Genomic DNA, 19,465 nt, shown 5'->3' with positions numbered 1-19,465 from the left:
TTTAATAGTGAAAAATGGCAGAAACCCCCGGTTGGTTCCTGCCATTTTTGTGGCATATATTCTTTCCTATTGGGGGAAAATCATATATGATAGTAAGTGAGTCCAAGCCGTCTCATTATCCGGCACAGTGAGGAGCTTCTAATTATGGAAAAACAGGAATGGTATCTCGAATATCAGATTCAATACAACCGGCCTGGTCTTCTGGGAGACATTGCTTCACTACTCGGCATGATGTCCATCAATATCATAACCATTAACGGAGTGGAAAATTCGCATCGGGGCATGCTTCTTTTGTGTAAAGATGAAGTGCAGATCAGCCGGTTGCGATCGATATTACATACGATGGATACGATAGAAGTAACAAAACTGAGAAAACCCAAATTAAGGGATCGGCTGGCGGTTCGTCACGGAAGATATATACATAGCGATATAGACGACCGTAAAACATTCCGGTTCGTCCGGAAAGATCTCGGGCTTCTTGTCGACTTTATGGCTGAACTGTTTATGAAAGAAGGTCACAAAATGGTTGGAATCCGCGGGATGCCGAGAGTGGGTAAAACAGAATCGATCGTAGCTGCGAGTGTCAGTGCGAATAAAAGATGGCTGTTTCTCTCCAGCACGCTGCTGAAACAGACCGTGCGCAACAAGTTGATTAAAGAAGAGTTCAATCCGGAGAATGTGTACATTATTGACGGGATGGTTTCCGCAAGGAGTGCTGATGAAGAACACTGGCAGCTGGTGCGCGAAATCATGAGGCTCCCGGCTATGAAAGTGATTGAGCATCCGGACATATTCGTGCAGGAGACGGAATATAAGATGGATGACTTCGATTATATTATCGAGTTGAGGAGTCATGAAGATCAGGAAATCACCTATGAAACGGCAGAAAAACAGAAGCAGCACGGATTCGGGGATTTCGGTGACGGTTTCAATATGTTTGATTTTTAAAGGTTGGTGAAAAGAATGGAACTTGGTTCAAGGTTGAAGGAAGCCCGGCAGGCAAAGGGCCTCTCCCAGGAAGAAATTGAATCTTCCACAAAGATTCAGCAGAAATATTTACAGGCCATGGAAGAAAATAATTTCGAATTTCTTCCGGGAAAATTTTATACGCGGGCTTTCATTCGGGAGTACGCCTCTGCTGTCGGTCTCGACCCGGAAGAGGTAATGAATGAGCATGAGAATGAATTGCCCGCCGTGGATGAGAGAAGTGCCGCTGTTTATCCGCGATCCAAAAAAACAGAGGTACGTGCAGCTGCGGGGAGCGGGAGTTCCCGCAGCACCTCCAGAATTCTTCCGGCAGTTATAACCGGGGTGCTGGTAGTTCTGATAGCTTTTATCGTTTATTTCTTTACTCAGCAGATCACAACTACTGATGAAACGAACCCTGCCGATGAGGGTCCGCAGGATGAAGTTGTCATTTCCGAAGATAAAAACGGGAAGCAGGACGATAAAAAGGCCTCGGATGACGAAGCATCGGAAGCTTCCGGTGACTCGGAAAATGGCTCCTCCGGAGAAGATACCGGCGAGCCGACGGCTGAAGTTGAGCTGGAGCAGGAAGGAAGCGGGGACTTTCCGGAGCACACGTACAACGTGAAGGGCGCTTCGGATAAAAAGGTGAAAGTGGAACTCTCGGGAACTGCTTATCTGGAAGCCGCTGCTTCCGAGGACGGGGAGGGTCTTATCGATCCTATTCCTTACAGTGAAGAGGAAAGTCCGCTCGAGATTGACGTATCGGGGAAAGATCAGCTATATCTGAAAACCGGAAACGCTGCCGTAACCAAAGTTACAGTGGACGGGGAACAGCTTGAATTCCCTGCTGAGGTATCCACACAGAAGCTGCTTATCAACTTCAACTGAATGAGAAGCTGTCCCCTTACAGGGCAGCTTCTTGTTAGTAGGTGACACGAACGGTATTTATAAAATTTTACTGTCCGGTGGCGTGTACTCGTACTGGGCAGAAAAGGAGTATTTGTATGAATTTGCCCAATAAAATTACGTTAGCCCGTATTTTAATGATCCCGATTTTCATTATTCTGGTTTCCGTCCCGTTCGGCTGGGGATCATTCGATATGGGAGAAAGAGAACTGCCGGTATCCCATCTTCTGGGGGCGATCTTATTTATAATCGCTTCCACCACGGACTGGGTGGACGGTTACATAGCCCGTAAATATAATCTCGTAACCAATCTCGGGAAATTTCTTGACCCTCTCGCCGACAAACTGCTGGTGAGTGCGGCTCTCATAGTTCTCGTGGAAGCAGGAATTGCACCTGCCTGGATCGTTATTATAATCATCAGCCGGGAATTCGCAGTAACGGGTCTCCGTCTGGTCGCTGCCGGGGAAGGTTCGGTTCTTGCTGCAAGTCAGATGGGCAAGCTGAAAACGTGGATTCAGATTGTAGCAGTATCTTTGATGCTTCTGCACAATTTTCCCTTTGCGTTCGTCGGGCTTCCTCTCGGTATCATCGCCCTATACCTGGCTATGATTATTACGGCTTACTCAGGATATGATTACTTTAAGAAAAACTGGCATGTAATGAGGGATTCCAAATGACACAGTGGAAATCGGAAATAATAGGTGTGGGAACAGAACTGCTTCTCGGTCAGATTGCAAATACTAATGCGCAGTGGATCTCCGAGCAGCTGGCCTTTCACGGAATATCAGTGTATTATCATACGGCCGCCGGAGATAATCAGGACCGGCTGGCTGCTCTTTTCCGTACGGCCCATGATCGTTCTAATCTCATCATAGTGACCGGAGGACTCGGTCCTACCGAAGATGATCTTACGAAAGAAGCGGTAAACACTCTTTTTCGCCAGCCATTTCGGACGGATGAGACAGCAAAAGAAAAAATAGAGAACTTTTATAAGAAAAATCGTCAATCGATGACATCGAATAATTATAAACAGGCTCAGGTATTTGAACAGGCGCATATACTTACTAATGAAGAGGGGATGGCTCCCGGGCAGATTGTGGAACACGAAGGCAGAGTGTGGGTCTTTCTCCCCGGCGTTCCGGTAGAGATGAAGCAGCTGATGAGAGATGGTGTATTCCCATATCTCAGGGAGAGATACGTGCTGAGTACAGAAATCAAATCCGAAATGCTCAGGTTCATCGGGATAGGGGAATCGGCTCTTGAAGACCTTCTTTCGGAACGTATCAGTAATCAGACCAACCCTACTATCGCCCCGCTGGCTTCCCTCGGGGAAGTGGGTGTCCGTCTGACGGCCTCCGGAGCTTCATTAGAAGAAGCGGATGACCTCCTTGCAAAAGAAAGGGAGCGTATTCTCGAAATAGTCGGGGACTACTACTACGGCAGTGATGACATCACTATCGAACAGAAAGTGTTTGAACTCCTGAAGGAACGTGGATGGACAATATCGGCTGCTGAGAGTTTAACAGGGGGGCAGTTCATCAATCAGATGATCAGTCTCCCTGGGGCCTCTGGAGTCTGTACAGGAGGAATGGTCTCCTACACCAAAGAAGCGAAAGAAAAAGCCCTCGGCGTTTCTCCTTACGTGACGAACCGTTACGGAACGATCAGTGCCGAATGCGCAGAAGCTATGGCCGAAAGGGCGCAGCATATTTTCAACTCCAACGTGGGCATAAGTTTTACGGGAGTGGCCGGCCCCTCCAAGAGTGAAAACCAGGATCCCGGAAGCGTTTATATAGGCGTGAAAATAGGGGAAGACAGAGCGTGGCACCGTTTTATACATCTCCAGGGATCAAGGGAGCAGGTACAGAACAAAGCAGTAAAAAAAGCATATCAACTTTTATTCCACACATTGAATAATGGGGTTTAAGAACGAAAAACATATAGAAACAGGATTTTCTCCTTCAGATTTCCTCGTTTTCTATATGTTTTTGTCTTAAAAAAACGGGAACATTTATTCGCGTTTTAGTTGGCAAACAGACTGAAAAGAGTTATGATGGGTATAGAAAAGAGGAAAGGGGAATTTGATGAGTGAACGCAAACAAGCCTTAGATTCGGCGTTAAGACAGATAGAGAAGCAGTTCGGTAAAGGATCGATTATGAAAATGGGGGATCAGGCCGGTCGCCGTATAAGTACCGTTCCGAGTGGATCACTCGCTCTGGATGTCGCTCTCGGAGTGGGCGGATACCCGCGCGGAAGAATCGTGGAAATTTACGGACCGGAATCTTCCGGTAAAACCACCGTGGCTCTGCACGCTATCGCAGAGGCTCAGGCTGCAGGAGGGCAGGCGGCTTTCATCGATGCCGAGCATGCTCTCGATCCTACGTACGCCAAAGCTCTTGGAGTAGACGTTGAAGAGCTGCTCCTCTCCCAGCCTGATACCGGGGAACAGGCACTTGAAATTGCGGAGGCACTGGTACGCAGCGGTGCAGTAGATATGATTGTAGTCGACTCGGTAGCAGCACTGGTACCGAAAGCGGAAATCGAAGGTGAAATGGGAGATGCACACGTGGGACTCCAGGCGCGACTCATGTCCCAGGCCCTTCGTAAACTTTCGGGAGCTATCAGTAAATCGAACACGACAGCTGTTTTCATTAACCAGATCCGTGAAAAAGTGGGTGTAATGTTCGGAAGTCCGGAAACGACACCGGGCGGTCGTGCCCTTAAGTTCTATTCCTCCGTACGTCTGGAAGTACGCCGGGCGGAAACGCTGAAACAGGGGAACGATATGATAGGTAATAAAACGAGAATTAAAGTGGTCAAAAACAAAGTGGCTCCTCCTTTCCGTAAAGCGGAAGTGGATATCATGTACGGGGAAGGTATTTCCCGTGAAGGAGAGCTCGTGGATATAGCTACGGAACTCGATCTCATCAATAAGAGCGGTTCCTGGTACTCTTATAACGGTGATCGTCTGGGACAGGGCCGCGAAAATGCGAAGCAGTATCTGAAAGAGAACGCGGAAGTTTACAGTGAGCTGAAACGTCTGATCCGTGAGCACTATGGCATGGACGAAGAGAACAGTGCGCCTGAAAAAGAGGAGAAATCCTCCGAGGAAGATCAGGAATCACTGGACGTTTAATACAAAGCAGGACTCCACAGAGTCCTGCTTTTATTGTACTATCTTGACATCCTTTATAGGCAGGCATAAAATAGACGTGTATCATTCCATTTATGTTACTTATGATTTCGATACGAAACAGACAAAAAAGTAATGATGGTTAAAACTAATAATGGGCTCTAGAAGCACGAGGAGGTGAAACTATGGGTATTGTATCCACGATCATCTTCATCTTGCTTGCCCTGATCATCGGATTGGCTGCAGGTTATTTCGTCCGGAAGTCGATTGCCGAAGCGAAGATTTCGAGCGCAGAGGGTCTTGCGAAGCAAATTGTTGAAGAAGGTCGAAGGAATGCAGAATCAGCTAAAAAAGAGGCTCTTCTGGAAGCGAAAGAAGAGAATCAGGCGTTTCGTCAGGAAGCGGAAAATGAGATAAGGGAACGGCGTACGGAACTGCAAAAGTTTGAAAATCGTTTGAACCAGAAAGAAGAGAACCTGGACCGTAAGAGTGTCACTCTCGATCAGCGTGAACTTTCTGTAGAGAAGAAAGAGGATATGCTGGGTGAGAGACAGACACAGCTGGAACAGGAAGAAAAGGATATGCATCAGCTCGTGGAGAAACAGCAGTCGGAGCTTGAACGTATATCGGGTCTGACTGCGGATCAGGCAAAACAGGTAATCCTGGATCGTGTGGAAAATGATCTTTCCCACGAAACTTCGCTCATGGTTAAGGAAGCTGAGAATAAGGCGAAAGAAGAGGCCGATAAGAAGGCGAAAAACATTCTTTCCCTGGCTATGCAGCGCTGTGCTGCCGATCATGTAGCTGAAACTACGGTATCTGTCGTAAATCTTCCTAACGATGAAATGAAAGGCAGAATCATCGGGAGAGAAGGAAGGAATATCCGGACACTGGAGACCCTTACAGGAATCGATCTGATTATAGACGATACACCGGAAGCGGTTATTCTTTCAGGGTTCGATCCGGTACGCCGTGAAATTGCACGTATTTCTCTTGAAAAACTCGTACAGGATGGTCGTATCCATCCGGCCCGTATCGAGGAAATGGTCGAGAAATCGAGAAGAGAAATAGACGACTACATTCGGGAAATCGGTGAAGAGACAACCTTTGAAGTAGGTGTCCACGGTCTTCATCCGGACCTGGTTAAAGTTCTCGGACGTCTGAAGTATCGTACCAGTTACGGTCAGAATGTTTTGAAACACTCGACGGAAGTGGCGCATTTATCCGGCCTTATGGCTGCCGAGCTCGGTGAAGACGTGACGCTTGCGAAACGTGCCGGTCTTCTTCATGACATCGGTAAAGCGATCGACCATGAAGTGGAAGGAAGTCACGTGGAAATCGGTAAGGAACTCGCAGTGAAATATAAGGAAAACGACACAGTGATCAATGCTATCGCTTCACACCATGGAGATGAAGAACCTACTTCGATCATCTCGGTACTGGTAGCGGCTGCAGATGCATTGTCTGCCGCAAGACCCGGAGCAAGAAGCGAGACTCTGGAAAACTACGTTAAACGATTGGAAAGACTGGAAGAAATTTCGGAATCATATGATGGTGTAGAAAAATCTTTTGCAATTCAGGCCGGTCGTGAAATCAGAATCATGGTAAGCCCTGATGAAATTGATGATTTAGAGGCAACGAAACTGGCCAGAAATATTCGTGGCCGTATAGAAGATGAACTGAATTACCCTGGGCATATCAAAGTCACCGTGATTCGGGAGACACGCTCAGTAGAGTATGCAAAATAAACCTGGGAAAAGCGGCTCTTGCCGCTTTTCTTTATGTTTAACCTTAAACTTGGAAGATAGGAGTGGGAAGATGAGAATAATGTTTATAGGAGATGTTGTAGGTTCTCCGGGCCGGGAGATGATAGATACATATTTGCCGAAACTTAAGCAGAAATATCAGCCTACAATGACCGTGATAAACGGGGAGAATGCAGCATCCGGTAAAGGGATCAATGAAAAGATCTACAGACGTTTCCTTGAGAAGGGAGCTCAGGCAGTCACACTGGGAAACCATGCCTGGGATAAAAAGGAGATTTTTGAATTTATAGATGACGCTGATTATCTGGTGAGACCTGCCAACATGCCCGAAGGTACTCCCGGGAAAGGACTGGCATTCATCAAAACGCCTCATGCGGAAGTTGCGGTGATCAACCTCCAGGCTCGTACGTTCATGGCTCCTCTGGATGATCCTTTCCGGAAAATAGATGAACTGATTAACGAAGCGAAAAAAAGAACGAATATCATATTCCTCGATTTTCATGCGGAAGCTACCAGTGAAAAGCAGGCTATGGGCTGGTATGTAGACGGAAGAGTAAGCGTTAACGTAGGAACCCATACCCACGTACAGACGGCAGATGAACGCATTCTTCCTCAAGGAACCGCTTACATTTCGGATGTCGGAATGACGGGACCTTATGACGGTATTCTCGGAATGGAAAGAGAGGCTGTAATGAAACGGTTTCTGACACAGCTTCCGGTGAGATTCGAAGTACCTAAGGACGGACGGACGCAGCTCAGTGGGGTCGTCGTGGACGTGGACGAAAAAACTGGGAAAGCTAAAAAGATCAGACGTATTATGATAAATGATGATCACCCGTTCTTCAGTTGAAACTTGAATAATTAAAATTATTCCCTCACGATGGAAGAAAGCAGCTTTTGCAGTGGATGTTACAATCGTGCCGTACCTGAAGAAAAAGGTGTAGTGTCCGTTCATTTCCACCCGGGCTGTTTTCGAGGCGAAGATCCAGTTCCTTTTGTATTTCTGTCGCTTTTTGCACCATCTAATTATAGTCGCTTATCATATCTTGAAAAACCTGTTATAATTATGTAGTTGATTTGCACGGTGGAAAGGGGATAATTATGAACGAACAACAAAGAAAAGAGATGGATCAGGTTCGACAGAAAGATCCGAAAAACAATCTTGAGCGGATTAAAGATAAAAGCACGGATGAATTCATGAAATATTTCGAAACGACATACCAGCCCCCGAACATGAGGGACGCCCAGCGCCGACGCAAAAAAGATGTTGATGTTCATTATGATTTCACGATTCCTGAGGAAATGGAGGGAGTCGGGGAAGACCGGAAGTATTTAATTCGTACTTACGGATGCCAGATGAACGAACACGACACCGAAGTCATGGCGGGAATTTTTGAGACGATGGGATATGAACCGACGAAACAGGCGGAGGAAGCGGACATCATTCTTCTGAATACGTGTGCGATCCGTGAAAATGCAGAGAACAAAGTTTTCGGCGAAATCGGTCACTTGAAATCGCTGAAGCGTGAGAATCCCGATCTTATCCTCGGTGTGTGCGGCTGTATGGCACAGGAAGAAGGGGTTGTTAACCGTATTTTACAGAAACACCCATTCATCGATATGATTTTCGGTACCCATAACATTCACAAAATACCTGAGTTGTTGAAGGAAGCGATGTTCAGCAAGGAAATGGTCATAGATGTATGGTCCAAAGAAGGGGATATTATCGAAAACCTCCCCCGTTCCAGAAAAGGTAAAATTAAAGCCTGGGTTAACGTAATGTATGGATGCGACAAATTCTGTACATATTGCATCGTCCCTTATACACGCGGCAAAGAAAGAAGCCGCCTCCCCGAAGATATCATCCAGGAGGTGCGGCATCTCGCAGCCCAGGGGTATAAGGAAGTGACGCTGCTCGGACAGAACGTCAACGCCTACGGGAAAGATCTCGATCTGGATTATGGGCTCGGAGATCTGATGGATGACCTTCACAAAATCGATATACCGAGAGTCAGATTCACGACCTCCCACCCGAGGGACTTCGACGACCGTCTCATTGAGGTATTGGCCAAGGGAGGCAACATGCTGGATCATATCCACCTGCCTGTCCAGTCCGGAAGCAGTGACGTTCTGAAGATAATGGGAAGAAAATATTCCCGCGAAGACTACATGGAACTCGTACGGAAGATCCGGGCGGCCATGCCAGATGCCACACTGACGACGGACATTATCGTAGGCTTTCCGAACGAAACGGAAGAACAGTTCCAGGAAACTCTTTCCCTTGTGGAAGAAGTAGGCTTTGAAGCGGCTTACACGTTCATCTTTTCACCGAGAGAGAACACGCCTGCAGCTAAAATGCGCGATAAAGTTTCTATGGAAGAGAAAAAAGAGCGTCTTCAGCGTCTGAATGCTCTTATCAATAAACAGGCCAGAGAAACGATGGAAACGTACGAAAATGAAATAGTTCACGTCCTCGTTGAAGGGGAAAGTAAAAATAACCCGGACGTTCTCGCAGGCTACACGAAAAGGAATAAGCTCGTTAACTTTATAGGTCCTGAGTCCGCTATTGGAAACATTGTACCCGTAAGGATCACGAAAGCAAAAACTTGGTCTCTGGATGGCGAAATGGCAGAGACAACAGTAGGAGTGAAAGAATAATGGCAGAATATACTAGAGAACAGGTGCTCGGGGAAGCGAAAGATTTGGCGAAGATGATTTCCGAACTGGAGGAGATCGACCGCTTCAAGCAGCTGGAAGCGAAACTTAACGAAAACGATAAAGTACAGCTGTATATCAAGAAAATCAAAGCTCTTCAGAAGCAGGCGGTGAATTTCCAGGCTTACGGAAAAACGGAAGCTCTTGAGAAAGTGGAAAAAGAAATTGACAGGCTTCAGGATGAACTGGATGAAATTCCGGTCGTCGCGGAATTCAAGCATTCCCAGGTAGTAGTGAATGACCTGCTGCAAATGATTTCACGTACCATCTCAAGAGAAGTTACGAACGAAGTGATCAAGTCCACCGGAGGGAATATCCTTAGCGGAGAGACCGGCTCCAAGCAGGCAAGCGGCGGATGTTAAAGAGAAAGAAGTCCTTTAATCGGGACTTCTTTTTTTGTGGTTGTTTCATAAAATTACTTAGTAGCAACTCCAAAGTATAAAAATAAAAACTGTAAATATCTGATGGATACGAAACAATGACCTTTTTAAAGGAAATGACAACTATGCTATAATTAGATCGAATATAAGTACGTGCTGGAGGAAGATATATGTCTACATACACCCCGATGATGCAACAATATTTAAAAATAAAAGCTGATTACAAAGACTCTTTTCTGTTCTTCAGACTGGGAGATTTCTATGAAATGTTTTTTGATGATGCTTTGAAGGCAGCTCAGGAACTCGAAATCACCCTTACCGCAAGAGACGGAGGCGGTGATAAAATACCAATGTGCGGCGTCCCATATCATTCTTCGGAAAATTACATTAAACAGCTCGTGGAAAAAGGGCACAAAATTGCCGTATGCGAACAGGTGGAAGATCCGAAACAGGCGAAAGGCGTAGTCAAACGGGAGGTAGTCCAACTCATTACACCAGGCACAGTCATGGAAGGCTCGATGCTTGAAGAGAAAGAAAACAACTTTTTAGCAGCGGTTTCCCTGCTCGAAGATCATTCCTTCGGGTTAAGTTATGCAGATCTTACTACGGGAGAGACCAGCGCTTCTTATATCGGAAGAGATTCCCATTCTCTGATCGGCGAACTGTATCATCAGCCGGTAAAAGAAATTGTAATGAGCCGGGAAATTCCCGAAAATGTACAGAAAGAAGCGCGGGAAAAACTGGACTGTACCGTCTCTTTCGAAGAGGAGACACATATCCCGGAGGATTCTCATCATCTTGTCAGAAATCTGAGTGAAGAACTCACCCCCGTGTTCGGAAGATTATACAATTACATCAATCGTACCCAGAAAAGGGCGATGAGTCACCTGCAGCCCGTCCAGTACATTGAAACAAAAGATTACATGAGGCTGGATATGTATTCCAAAAGAAATCTTGAACTGACAGAAACACTGATGAAGAAAGGAAAGAAAGGAAGTCTGCTTTCAGTCATCGATTCCACTGTGACAGCTATGGGAGCCAGGCTTTTGAAAAAATGGATTGACCGTCCTCTTCTTGACGAATCACTTATTCAGAAACGTCAGGAAATCGTTCAGGGTTTCATGGATAATTTCTTATACAGGGATGCCTTCCGGGAAGACCTGACTTCTGTTTATGACCTGGAGCGTCTGGCAGGAAGAGTCGCTTTTGGTAATATTAACGCGAAAGATATGCTTCAGCTTAAGCGTTCTTTACAAAAAGTCCCATCCATACTTTCATCGCTCTCAACCCTTGAAGTGTCAGTTATTCAAACGTTTGTTCAACGAATGGATCCTATGGAGGAACTTGCACAGCTTCTTGAAAACAGCGTTCATGAGGATGCGAAACTGACTATCCGTGAAGGGAACATTATTAAGAGCGGATATTCCGAAAGTCTGGATGAATATCGGGATGCCCAGATTAACGGGAAGAAATGGATTGCAGATTTAGAGAAAAGAGAAAAAGAGCTGACGGGGATCAGGTCTTTGAAAATCAAATATAATAAAGTATTCGGCTATTTTATAGAAGTGACCCGCGCTAATCTTACACACGTACCTGAACGGTACGAAAGGAAGCAGACGCTCGCGAACGCAGAAAGATTTATAACTCCGGAATTGAAAGAAAAGGAAACGACTATTTTACAGGCGGAAGAGAAAAGTATTGAGCTTGAGTATGAGCTGTTTCTGGAGATAAGGGAACTGGTAAAAGATTATGTTAACAAGATTCAGCAATTGGCAAAAGACATCAGTGAACTGGATGTGCTGCAGGGATTCAGTTACGCAGCTGAAATGAACGGGTATGAGAGACCCTCTTTTTCTTCAAAACGGACCGTGCATCTTGTCAATAGCCGTCACCCGGTAGTTGAAAAAGTGATGGAGGACGAGTTCGTACCCAATGATATTTATATGGATGAGTCCACGAATATCTTTCTTATTACCGGCCCTAACATGTCCGGGAAAAGTACTTACATGAGACAAATGGCGCTCACATCCGTCATGGCGCAAATCGGTTCCTTCGTGCCCTGTGAAGAAGCAGTACTGCCTGTTTTCGATCAGATATTTACAAGAATTGGAGCAGCGGATGACCTTATTTCCGGTCAGAGTACATTCATGGTGGAAATGCTGGAGGCTAATAACGCCATCACTCATGCTACGAACAGGAGTATGATCCTGTTTGATGAAATCGGGCGCGGAACAAGTACGTACGATGGTATGGCGCTGGCGCAGTCGATTGTCGAATATATCCATGAAAATATTAAAGCGAAAACGCTTTTTTCAACTCATTACCATGAACTGACCACACTTGAATCCGAGCTCGGTTCCCTGAAGAACGTACACGTCCGTGCGGAAGAGGTGGACGGGAAAGTGGTTTTTCTCCATCAGGTGAAAGAAGGGGCAGCGGATAAAAGTTATGGAATCCACGTGGCGGAACTGGCTGAGCTCCCGTCGGAAGTGATAACAAGAGCGGAGCGGCTTCTGGAGGAATTTGAAAGTCATGATACAAAAGAGACCCAGCTGTCTTTATTTCACCCTGAACCTGAGACACCCCGGAAACAGGAGGATGAAGGGGATAGCGAAGTGAAAAAAGAACTTTCCAGCTTGGAACTGATGGAAATGACGCCTATGGAAGCGATGAACGCCTTGTACAGACTGCAAAAAATGGTGAAATGAAGGGGGGATATATATGGATAATATTCACGTTATGCCAGATGCGCTGGCAAATAAAATAGCTGCCGGAGAGGTGGTGGAAAGGCCTTCCTCCGTCGTTAAAGAACTGATGGAAAACAGTATAGATGCCGGAAGTTCCGTAGTTAATGTAGAACTGAGAGAAGCCGGACTTGAATATATCCGTATCGCTGATAACGGCAAAGGTATGGAAAAAGAGGATGCGGTAAGAGCTTTTCAGCGGCACGCCACGTCAAAAATCAGAGATGAACGTGATTTGTTTCATGTGAAAACATTGGGCTTTCGGGGAGAGGCTCTCGCAAGTATAGCGGCTGTCAGTAAGCTCAGCGTAAAAACTTCCACCGGTGACACCTCCGGAATCAGTCTTTATCTTGAGGGAGGAGAAGTCAAGAACCATGAAGCAAGCGATGCAAGACAGGGTACGGAAATAAAAGTGGAGGAATTATTTTTCAACACGCCTGCAAGGCTGAAGTATATGAAAACTATCCATACTGAACTCGGGCACGTCACTGACGTTGTGAATCGTATGGCACTCGCTAACCCGCACGTAAAAGTAAGTCTGGATCATCAGGGGAAAACGTTATTCCAGACGAGCGGACGTGGAGATCAGCTGCAGGTACTTTCTCAAATATATGGAAGCAACGTAGCAAGAAAGATGAAGAGAACGTCTGCCGAAGATAAAGATTTCAAGCTTGAGATGCTGATTGGAAGACCGGAAATCACCCGTGCTTCAAGGGCTTATATGTCTTTGATAGTGAACGGAAGGTTTATCCGTAACCCTAAACTCGTCCAGGCGATTCTCAAAGGCTATGATACGCTGCTTCCTTTAGGAAAATACCCCGTAGCCCTTATTAATATTGATATGGATCCCTCCCTTTTGGATGTGAACGTTCACCCCGCCAAACTTGAGGTCAGATTCAGCAAAGAACAGGAACTTTTCGAACTTATTCAGAATACGATTAAACAAGCCTTCCGGGAAGAAACGCTGATACCGGAAGGGACATCGACGATCAACAAAAAAGAAGATAAAAGGGAACAGACCTCCATGGTTTTTGAAAAACCGCGGGTTTCTGAGATTGCAGCCAACAGCAATCAAAGTTACGAAACAGAACGTATAGATGAAAGTACTCCCGGGCCGGAAAAAGAAAATCCGTTCCCTTTGGAACCTGAGCCGGCAGAAGAAACAGTGAAAGACTCCGGAGATATCCGGCAGGAAGAAGAGGAGTACACGCAAAGAGTTCCTCATATGTATCCGGTCGGTCAGCTCCACGGAACTTATATTATTGCACAGAATGAAAGAGGCATGTACATGATAGATCAGCATGCTGCACAGGAAAGGGTCAAATACGAACGTTTCAAAAAAAAGCTGGGGGAACCGGATCAGACAGTGCAGGAACTGCTCGTCCCGTTGACCTTCACATTTCCTGCCAAAACCGCATTGAAAATTGAAGAAAACAGTCACATACTCGAAAACATCGGTGTATTCTTCGAATCGTTCGGAACGAATACGTTTATTGTTCGTTCTCATCCTGAATGGTTTCCGAAAGGGTATGAAGGAGAGATTATCGAAGAGATTGTAGAGGAATTGGAACAGTCCAACAACATTAACATTGAAAGCTTCCGGAATGATGCGGCGGCGCTCATGTCCTGCAAAGGATCAATAAAGGCTAACCACCACTTGACGATGAGGGATATGGAAGTGTTACTTGATGATCTTGCAGCTGCCGAAGATCCTTTTACATGCCCTCACGGCCGTCCTATCATCGTCTTCTTTTCCGAATATGATATTGAGAAAATGTTTAAAAGGGTCATGAATTAATTTCAGATACGTAAAAAGGATGACGTTAAGATTACTTTAACGTCATCCTTTTTCTTATGTGAAAATATATGCCGGAAAAGGGGCTTCAGTTCTGCTGTTGCTGCAGTAAAAACTGAAAGTAGTTTTCCAGCTGATGGATATTTTGTGCATCCAGCTCCGTCAATTTGTCATATTGGAGAAACAGCGGACAGGAAAGGTCTATTTCTTCCAGGTGACGAAGTATTCTCGAATATTGATCCACCGAATAATCGGAGAGACCAAGCAGGTAGTCGGATGTTGTATGTAAGGCTCTGGCTAAGTTTCTGACGTCATTTACATCAGGAAAGGTGTAGGCCCTCTCCCAGTTGGACACTACTTGGGAGGTGACTTCAATTTCTTCGGCCAGTTCCTGCTGTGTATAACGATTTTCTTTCCTCAACTTTTTGATTCTCTCGTTAAGCATCGATATCACGCTCCTAAATGCTATAGTACTACAGTATAACGGATTTGGAAAGAGAAACTAACGAAAATCTTTAAAAAAACTAACGGCAACGTTTAGTTTTGTGTAACCGAAAACGTTAGTTTTAAGTAACGGATTCAGATACAAACACATAACGTTTTCAGTTACCTCTGTAGTTCGGGATGGGAATGGTGTAAAATACAGATTAGAAAGCGGGGATTTTTGAATGAATAGAAAAGTTGTCTCCATTGTGGGACCCACTGCGGTAGGGAAATCGAAACTGGGAGTAGAAGTCTGTAAAGCATTTGACGGGGAGGTGATCAGCGGGGATTCCATGCAGATTTATAAAGGAATGGATATAGGGACTGCGAAAATCACGAATTCGGAAGCGGAAGGCGTGCCTCATCACATGACCGATATCAAGTACCCTGATGACACGTTTTCGGCTGCCGAGTTTCAGGCCCGGGGAAGAGAGCTGATCGAAGACATTTTCTCAAGAGGGAAAGTGCCAGTGATAGTAGGGGGTACAGGTATGTATATTCAGGGCCTCCTATATGATTATTCCTTTTCCGACACTCCGCGGGACCCTGTAAAAAGCGAAAGGCTGGCATGTGAACTCGAACAGGAAGGCAAAGAGAAGATGCACGAACGGCTTACCTTGATCGATCCGGATGAAGCGGGGAGAGTTCACCCTAATAATACGAAACGCGTACTTAGAGCTTTAGAAATTTATGAAGTCACCGGAAAGACAAAATCCGAGCATGAGTCACTGCAACAGCCTCCATTTTACAACTTCAGAATGATCGGTCTCGAGATGGAAAGGAGTATGTTGTATAACAGAATTGACCAAAGAGTCAATTCCATGGTCAAAGGCGGACTTCCGGGAGAAGTCAGCAATCTGCTGGAAAAATATCCGAAAGAGACCCAGGCGATGAAAGCTATCGGTTACAAAGAAATGATCCCTTATCTGGAGGGGGAAAAGGAGTTGGAGGAAGCGGTAGCACTTCTGCAAAGAAACTCAAGGAGATACGCCAAACGACAGTATACGTATTTCAAAAATAAGCTTCCCGTAGATTGGTATGAAGTGACCGAGGAGAATTTTGCAGAAAAAGTTTCTTTAATTTTGTCAGATTTAGAAGGATTTTTGATGTTGCCGGAGAAATAAACTGTTAAGCTAGAGAGATAGAATGGAGGAGGATCATTTTATGAGCCAGACAGTGAATATTCAGGATAATTACTTGAATCAGTTGCGTAAGGAAAAGATTCCATTGACGCTGTTCCTGCTGAACGGTTTCCAGTTAAAGGGAACTATTAAAGCTTTCGATAACTTTACAGTGCTCGTTGAAACTGAAGGAAAGCAGCAGTTGATCTTCAAACATGCGATTTCCACTTTTTCTCCGAATAAAAATGTTACATTAGAAGACATGTAAACCGGGCGCTTTTGGCCCGGTTTTATTATTGAAAAAAGTCTGCCTGTCGAACTTAATTTGCTTCCTTTTTCCCTGATGATACAGTATGAGAGAATATCAGGCAGAAAGAATCCGTTCCTGGAGGGATGAAATCGGTCCACAGCGGGAAGACTGCAGTAATATAGACTTTTATTAAAGGGGGATGCTTATCTTTGGATAAAGAGAAGGCGTTGATTTTAGCAAGAAAAGACCCGAGAAAAAAAGAAACATTCGATTATTCACTGGAAGAACTGAAAGATTTAACAAAAACTGCCGGGGGAGAAGTTGTGAGTGTACTTGTCCAGCAGCTGGAAAAACCTCATAAAGCTCATTATCTTGGCGACGGGAAGCTGGAAGAAGCGAGAGGTGTTATAGAGGAAGATGATATTGAACTGGTAATCATCAATGATGAACTGTCACCGACTCAGCTCCGAAACATTACGAACCGACTGGAAGTCAGAGTAATAGACAGAAGCCAGCTGATTCTGGACATTTTTGCATATAGGGCCAAAACTAAAGAAGGTAAACTGCAGGTGGAACTTGCCCAGTTACAATACCTCCTCCCGAGACTGTCGGGTCAGGGCGTTCAGTTGTCGAGACTTGGAGGCGGAATAGGTACGCGAGGCCCTGGGGAAACGAAGCTGGAAACGGACCGCCGCCACATCAGAAGGAGGATCCGTGATGTAAGGACGAGACTCGATCAGGTCGTGGAGCACAGGAAGCAATACAGAGAACGAAGGAAAGAGAACAGTGCGTTTCAGGTGGCGATCGTCGGATATACGAACGCCGGAAAGACGACCTTTTTCAATAAAATAACTTCCGCCGATTCTCTGCAGGAGGATAAGCTGTTCGCTACACTCGATCCGTTGACGCGGCAGACCCAGCTCCCATCGGGGCTCGAAGTTCTCATGTCCGATACGGTAGGTTTCATACAGCACCTGCCTACAACATTGATTGCCGCCTTCCGTTCCACTCTCGAAGAAGTGACGGAAGCCGACTTCATTCTGCACATCGTGGATGCCTCGGCCTCCGATCATGACCAGCATGAAAAAACGGTCCTCTCTCTTCTTGAAGAACTTGGAGCCGAGAATTTGCCACGGCTTACCGTTTATAATAAGCAGGATAAGGTGGAGGGACCATTTACACCGATGGAAAAGCCGTCGGTCCAGACTTCCTTTAAAGATGACAGAGGAGTCGGGGACGTATTATCGGCAATTGAAGAAGTACTATCGGAAAACTGGGATCCCTACCATACGTATGTGAAAGCGGAAGAAGGTAAATTCTTAAAAACACTGGAGCTTAACACGCTCGTTTACGTACGTGAATTCCTTGAAGATCGCGGGGAGTACGTAGTGCGCGGATATATTGACCCTCTGCACCCTTTGAGGGATAAAGTAATACCGAAGGAGCATAAAGATGAATGATATTGTGAATATAGAAGAGGAAGTCCGTCCTTACAAAGAAAAGATCGAGGACGTTGTGCTGCATAATCAGGAAAAAGTGCTGGATGCTTTTCAAAATCAGAACGTAGCGGATCGTCATTTCCATTCGGAGACAGGCTATGGCTATGACGATGAAGGAAGAGATACGCTCGAAGGAGTTTATGCGGAAATATTCGGAGCTGAAGATGCGCTTGTCAGACCTCAGCTCGTTTCGGGTACCCATGCGATTTCCACCGCTTTTTTCGGTGTTCTCCGTCCGGGGGATGAGCTTCTGTATGTGACGGGCGAACCCTATGACACTCTCCGTGAAGTAATTGTACCTGCCGGGGAAGGAGCAGACCACGGATCCCTGCACGACTTCGGCATCAGTTATCGTGCCTTACCTTTAAAAGAAGGGGAGGTGGATGCAGAGCGTTTCCGGGAAGTCATCACTTCACGAACGAAAATGGTAGCCATCCAGAGGTCCAAGGGGTATGCAGACAGACCTTCTTTTACTATTGAGGATATTGAAGGAATGGTAAAGGAAATAAAAACAGTGAAACCTGATGCGATTGTTTTTGTGGACAATTGTTACGGGGAATTTGTAGAGAAAGCGGAACCACTGGAAGCGGGAGCCGATCTGATCGCAGGCTCCCTCATCAAGAACCCCGGCGGCGGTATTGTACGTACGGGCGGATACATAGCCGGGCGGAAAGAACTGATTACTGCCTGTGCACACCGGCTGACGGCTCCAGGACTCGGCAAGGAAATGGGTGCCACGCTTTCCGTTCTGCAGGAGATGTACCAGGGTATATTCATCGCCCCCCACGTAGTCGGGGAAGCTCTGAAAGGAGCGGTTTACACGGCGAAATATCTGGATAGTTACGGATTCCGGACAAAACCGTCCTATGATGAATACCGTACGGACCTGATTCAGACAGTGTACTTCGACAATGCGGAGCAGATGGTCGATTTCTGCCGGGAGATCCAGAAAGCTTCACCGGTAAATGCCTTCGCCCTTCCGGAACCGGGCCCGCTTCCGGGATATGATTCCGACGTCATTATGGCGGCCGGCACGTTTATTCAGGGTGCGAGCCTTGAACTGACAGCAGACGGCCCGCTCCGGCCTCCCTACATGGCTTTTGTCCAGGGAGGACTAACGGCGGAACACGTGAAAATAGCAGTGCGGCGTGCCGTAAATGCTGTTACGTCGTAGGGCACTACGAAAGGAAGCCGGAATACTCCGGCTTTTTTCATGTCAACTTTCCTGACATCGCTTGACAATTGTTTGTTTTGAATTATAATAATAGTAAGAATTCTTGGAGGGGGTGGCAGAAGTGAGTGATGAAGTACGACGTTCCATGCCGCTGTTTTCTATGGGAATCGTCCAATCCCTTACTGCCCTCACTCCGAGGCAAATTCGTTATTACGAGCAGAATGGGCTGGTGACTCCGGCCCGTTCCAAAGGGAATCAGCGACTGTTTTCGTTTAATGATGTAGACCGGCTTCTTGAGATTAAATCACTTGTAGAAAAAGGGGTCAATCTTGCGGGTATCAGGCAGGTGTTCGATTTGAAACAGGAAACGCCCCGCCCTGATTACAAACCCGGGGAAGTACAGGAAGTCTACCATCAGCTCAGCGAAAAAGAGTTACGGAAAATGCTTCGTAAGGAAATTGAGAATGATGCAGGAAAAGGAAATTTTGGACTCAGACAGGGAGAATTATCAAGATTCTTTCACTAAATT

17 protein-coding genes are annotated in these 19,465 nt (G+C 46.0%); 16 read left to right on the top strand and 1 reads right to left on the bottom strand.

Annotated features, from left to right (window positions below; all coding sequences use genetic code 11):
- The first annotated feature begins 144 nt into the window (after window positions 1-144).
- The 11 genes from BLU03_RS00380 (at window position 145) to mutL (ending at window position 14,412) form a co-directional block, all read left to right on the top strand.
- Complete coding sequence (locus tag BLU03_RS00380) at window positions 145-948, top strand: DUF3388 domain-containing protein (RefSeq protein WP_008587782.1); 804 nt, start codon at window positions 145-147, stop codon at window positions 946-948.
- A 15-nt stretch (window positions 949-963) separates the two neighbouring features.
- Window positions 964-1,857, top strand: a complete 894-nt coding sequence (locus BLU03_RS00375; protein WP_093104829.1) for a helix-turn-helix domain-containing protein — start codon at window positions 964-966, stop codon at window positions 1,855-1,857.
- Between the two features lie 116 nt (window positions 1,858-1,973).
- Window positions 1,974-2,552 carry a CDP-diacylglycerol--glycerol-3-phosphate 3-phosphatidyltransferase gene (gene pgsA / locus BLU03_RS00370; RefSeq protein WP_008587777.1) on the top strand — a complete coding sequence of 193 codons (579 nt, stop codon included), beginning with the start codon at window positions 1,974-1,976 and terminating at the stop codon, window positions 2,550-2,552.
- Complete coding sequence (locus BLU03_RS00365; protein WP_093104827.1) at window positions 2,549-3,802, top strand: competence/damage-inducible protein A; 1,254 nt, start codon at window positions 2,549-2,551, stop codon at window positions 3,800-3,802. The genes pgsA and BLU03_RS00365 overlap by 4 nt, the downstream gene beginning before the upstream one ends.
- A gap of 157 nt (window positions 3,803-3,959) precedes the next feature.
- Window positions 3,960-5,012 (top strand): recombinase RecA, encoded by a 1,053-nt coding sequence (gene recA / locus BLU03_RS00360; protein ID WP_008587773.1) that lies wholly within the window; start codon window positions 3,960-3,962, stop codon window positions 5,010-5,012.
- A gap of 182 nt (window positions 5,013-5,194) precedes the next feature.
- Entirely contained in the window at window positions 5,195-6,757 is a 1,563-nt protein-coding gene (gene rny / locus BLU03_RS00355) for a ribonuclease Y (protein ID WP_093104824.1), read from the top strand.
- A 70-nt stretch (window positions 6,758-6,827) separates the two neighbouring features.
- Window positions 6,828-7,625: a TIGR00282 family metallophosphoesterase gene (locus BLU03_RS00350; protein ID WP_093104821.1), complete on the top strand. Its 798-nt coding sequence runs from the start codon at window positions 6,828-6,830 to the stop codon at window positions 7,623-7,625.
- A 251-nt stretch (window positions 7,626-7,876) separates the two neighbouring features.
- Entirely contained in the window at window positions 7,877-9,433 is a 1,557-nt protein-coding gene (gene miaB, locus BLU03_RS00345) for a tRNA (N6-isopentenyl adenosine(37)-C2)-methylthiotransferase MiaB (protein WP_076570466.1), read from the top strand.
- Window positions 9,433-9,852, top strand: coding sequence for a RicAFT regulatory complex protein RicA family protein (locus BLU03_RS00340; protein WP_008587765.1), 420 nt, complete (start codon window positions 9,433-9,435; stop codon window positions 9,850-9,852). The genes miaB and BLU03_RS00340 overlap by 1 nt, the downstream gene beginning before the upstream one ends.
- Window positions 9,853-10,040: 188 nt before the next feature.
- Entirely contained in the window at window positions 10,041-12,578 is a 2,538-nt protein-coding gene (gene mutS / locus BLU03_RS00335) for a DNA mismatch repair protein MutS (RefSeq protein ID WP_076570468.1), read from the top strand.
- 13 nt (window positions 12,579-12,591) lie between these two features.
- Window positions 12,592-14,412: a DNA mismatch repair endonuclease MutL gene (mutL, locus tag BLU03_RS00330; protein ID WP_093104819.1), complete on the top strand. Its 1,821-nt coding sequence runs from the start codon at window positions 12,592-12,594 to the stop codon at window positions 14,410-14,412.
- 85 nt (window positions 14,413-14,497) lie between these two features.
- Here mutL and BLU03_RS00325 read toward each other — a convergent pair whose 3' ends face one another.
- Window positions 14,498-14,854, bottom strand: coding sequence for a helix-turn-helix domain-containing protein (locus BLU03_RS00325; RefSeq protein ID WP_093104816.1), 357 nt, complete (start codon window positions 14,852-14,854; stop codon window positions 14,498-14,500).
- A 223-nt stretch (window positions 14,855-15,077) separates the two neighbouring features.
- Here BLU03_RS00325 and miaA point away from each other — a divergent pair, with 223 nt between their 5' ends.
- The 5 genes from miaA to BLU03_RS00300 all read left to right on the top strand — a co-directional run bounded on the left by miaA (window position 15,078) and on the right by BLU03_RS00300 (window position 19,462).
- The gene (miaA, locus tag BLU03_RS00320; protein ID WP_093104813.1) at window positions 15,078-16,016 is read left to right on the top strand and encodes a tRNA (adenosine(37)-N6)-dimethylallyltransferase MiaA; all 939 of its coding nucleotides are present in this window, start codon (window positions 15,078-15,080) and stop codon (window positions 16,014-16,016) included.
- 40 nt (window positions 16,017-16,056) lie between these two features.
- The gene (gene hfq, locus BLU03_RS00315) at window positions 16,057-16,281 is read left to right on the top strand and encodes an RNA chaperone Hfq (RefSeq protein ID WP_008587755.1); all 225 of its coding nucleotides are present in this window, start codon (window positions 16,057-16,059) and stop codon (window positions 16,279-16,281) included.
- Window positions 16,282-16,472: 191 nt separating this feature from the next.
- Complete coding sequence (hflX, locus tag BLU03_RS00310) at window positions 16,473-17,723, top strand: GTPase HflX (RefSeq protein ID WP_093104811.1); 1,251 nt, start codon at window positions 16,473-16,475, stop codon at window positions 17,721-17,723.
- On the top strand, window positions 17,716-18,936 hold the full coding sequence (locus tag BLU03_RS00305; protein WP_076570479.1) for a methionine gamma-lyase family protein: 1,221 nt from the start codon (window positions 17,716-17,718) through the stop codon (window positions 18,934-18,936). Before hflX ends, BLU03_RS00305 begins: the two co-directional genes overlap by 8 nt.
- 121 nt (window positions 18,937-19,057) lie before the next feature.
- Window positions 19,058-19,462: a MerR family transcriptional regulator gene (locus tag BLU03_RS00300; RefSeq protein ID WP_008587749.1), complete on the top strand. Its 405-nt coding sequence runs from the start codon at window positions 19,058-19,060 to the stop codon at window positions 19,460-19,462.
- Window positions 19,463-19,465: the final 3 nt, after the last annotated feature.

Source organism: Salimicrobium album (assembly GCF_900107115.1).
In the GTDB taxonomy this organism is placed as follows: domain Bacteria; phylum Bacillota; class Bacilli; order Bacillales; family Halobacillaceae; genus Salimicrobium; species Salimicrobium album.
Note: the sequence above shows the minus strand (reverse complement) of the source record. Positions and strands in the feature narration are given on the sequence as shown.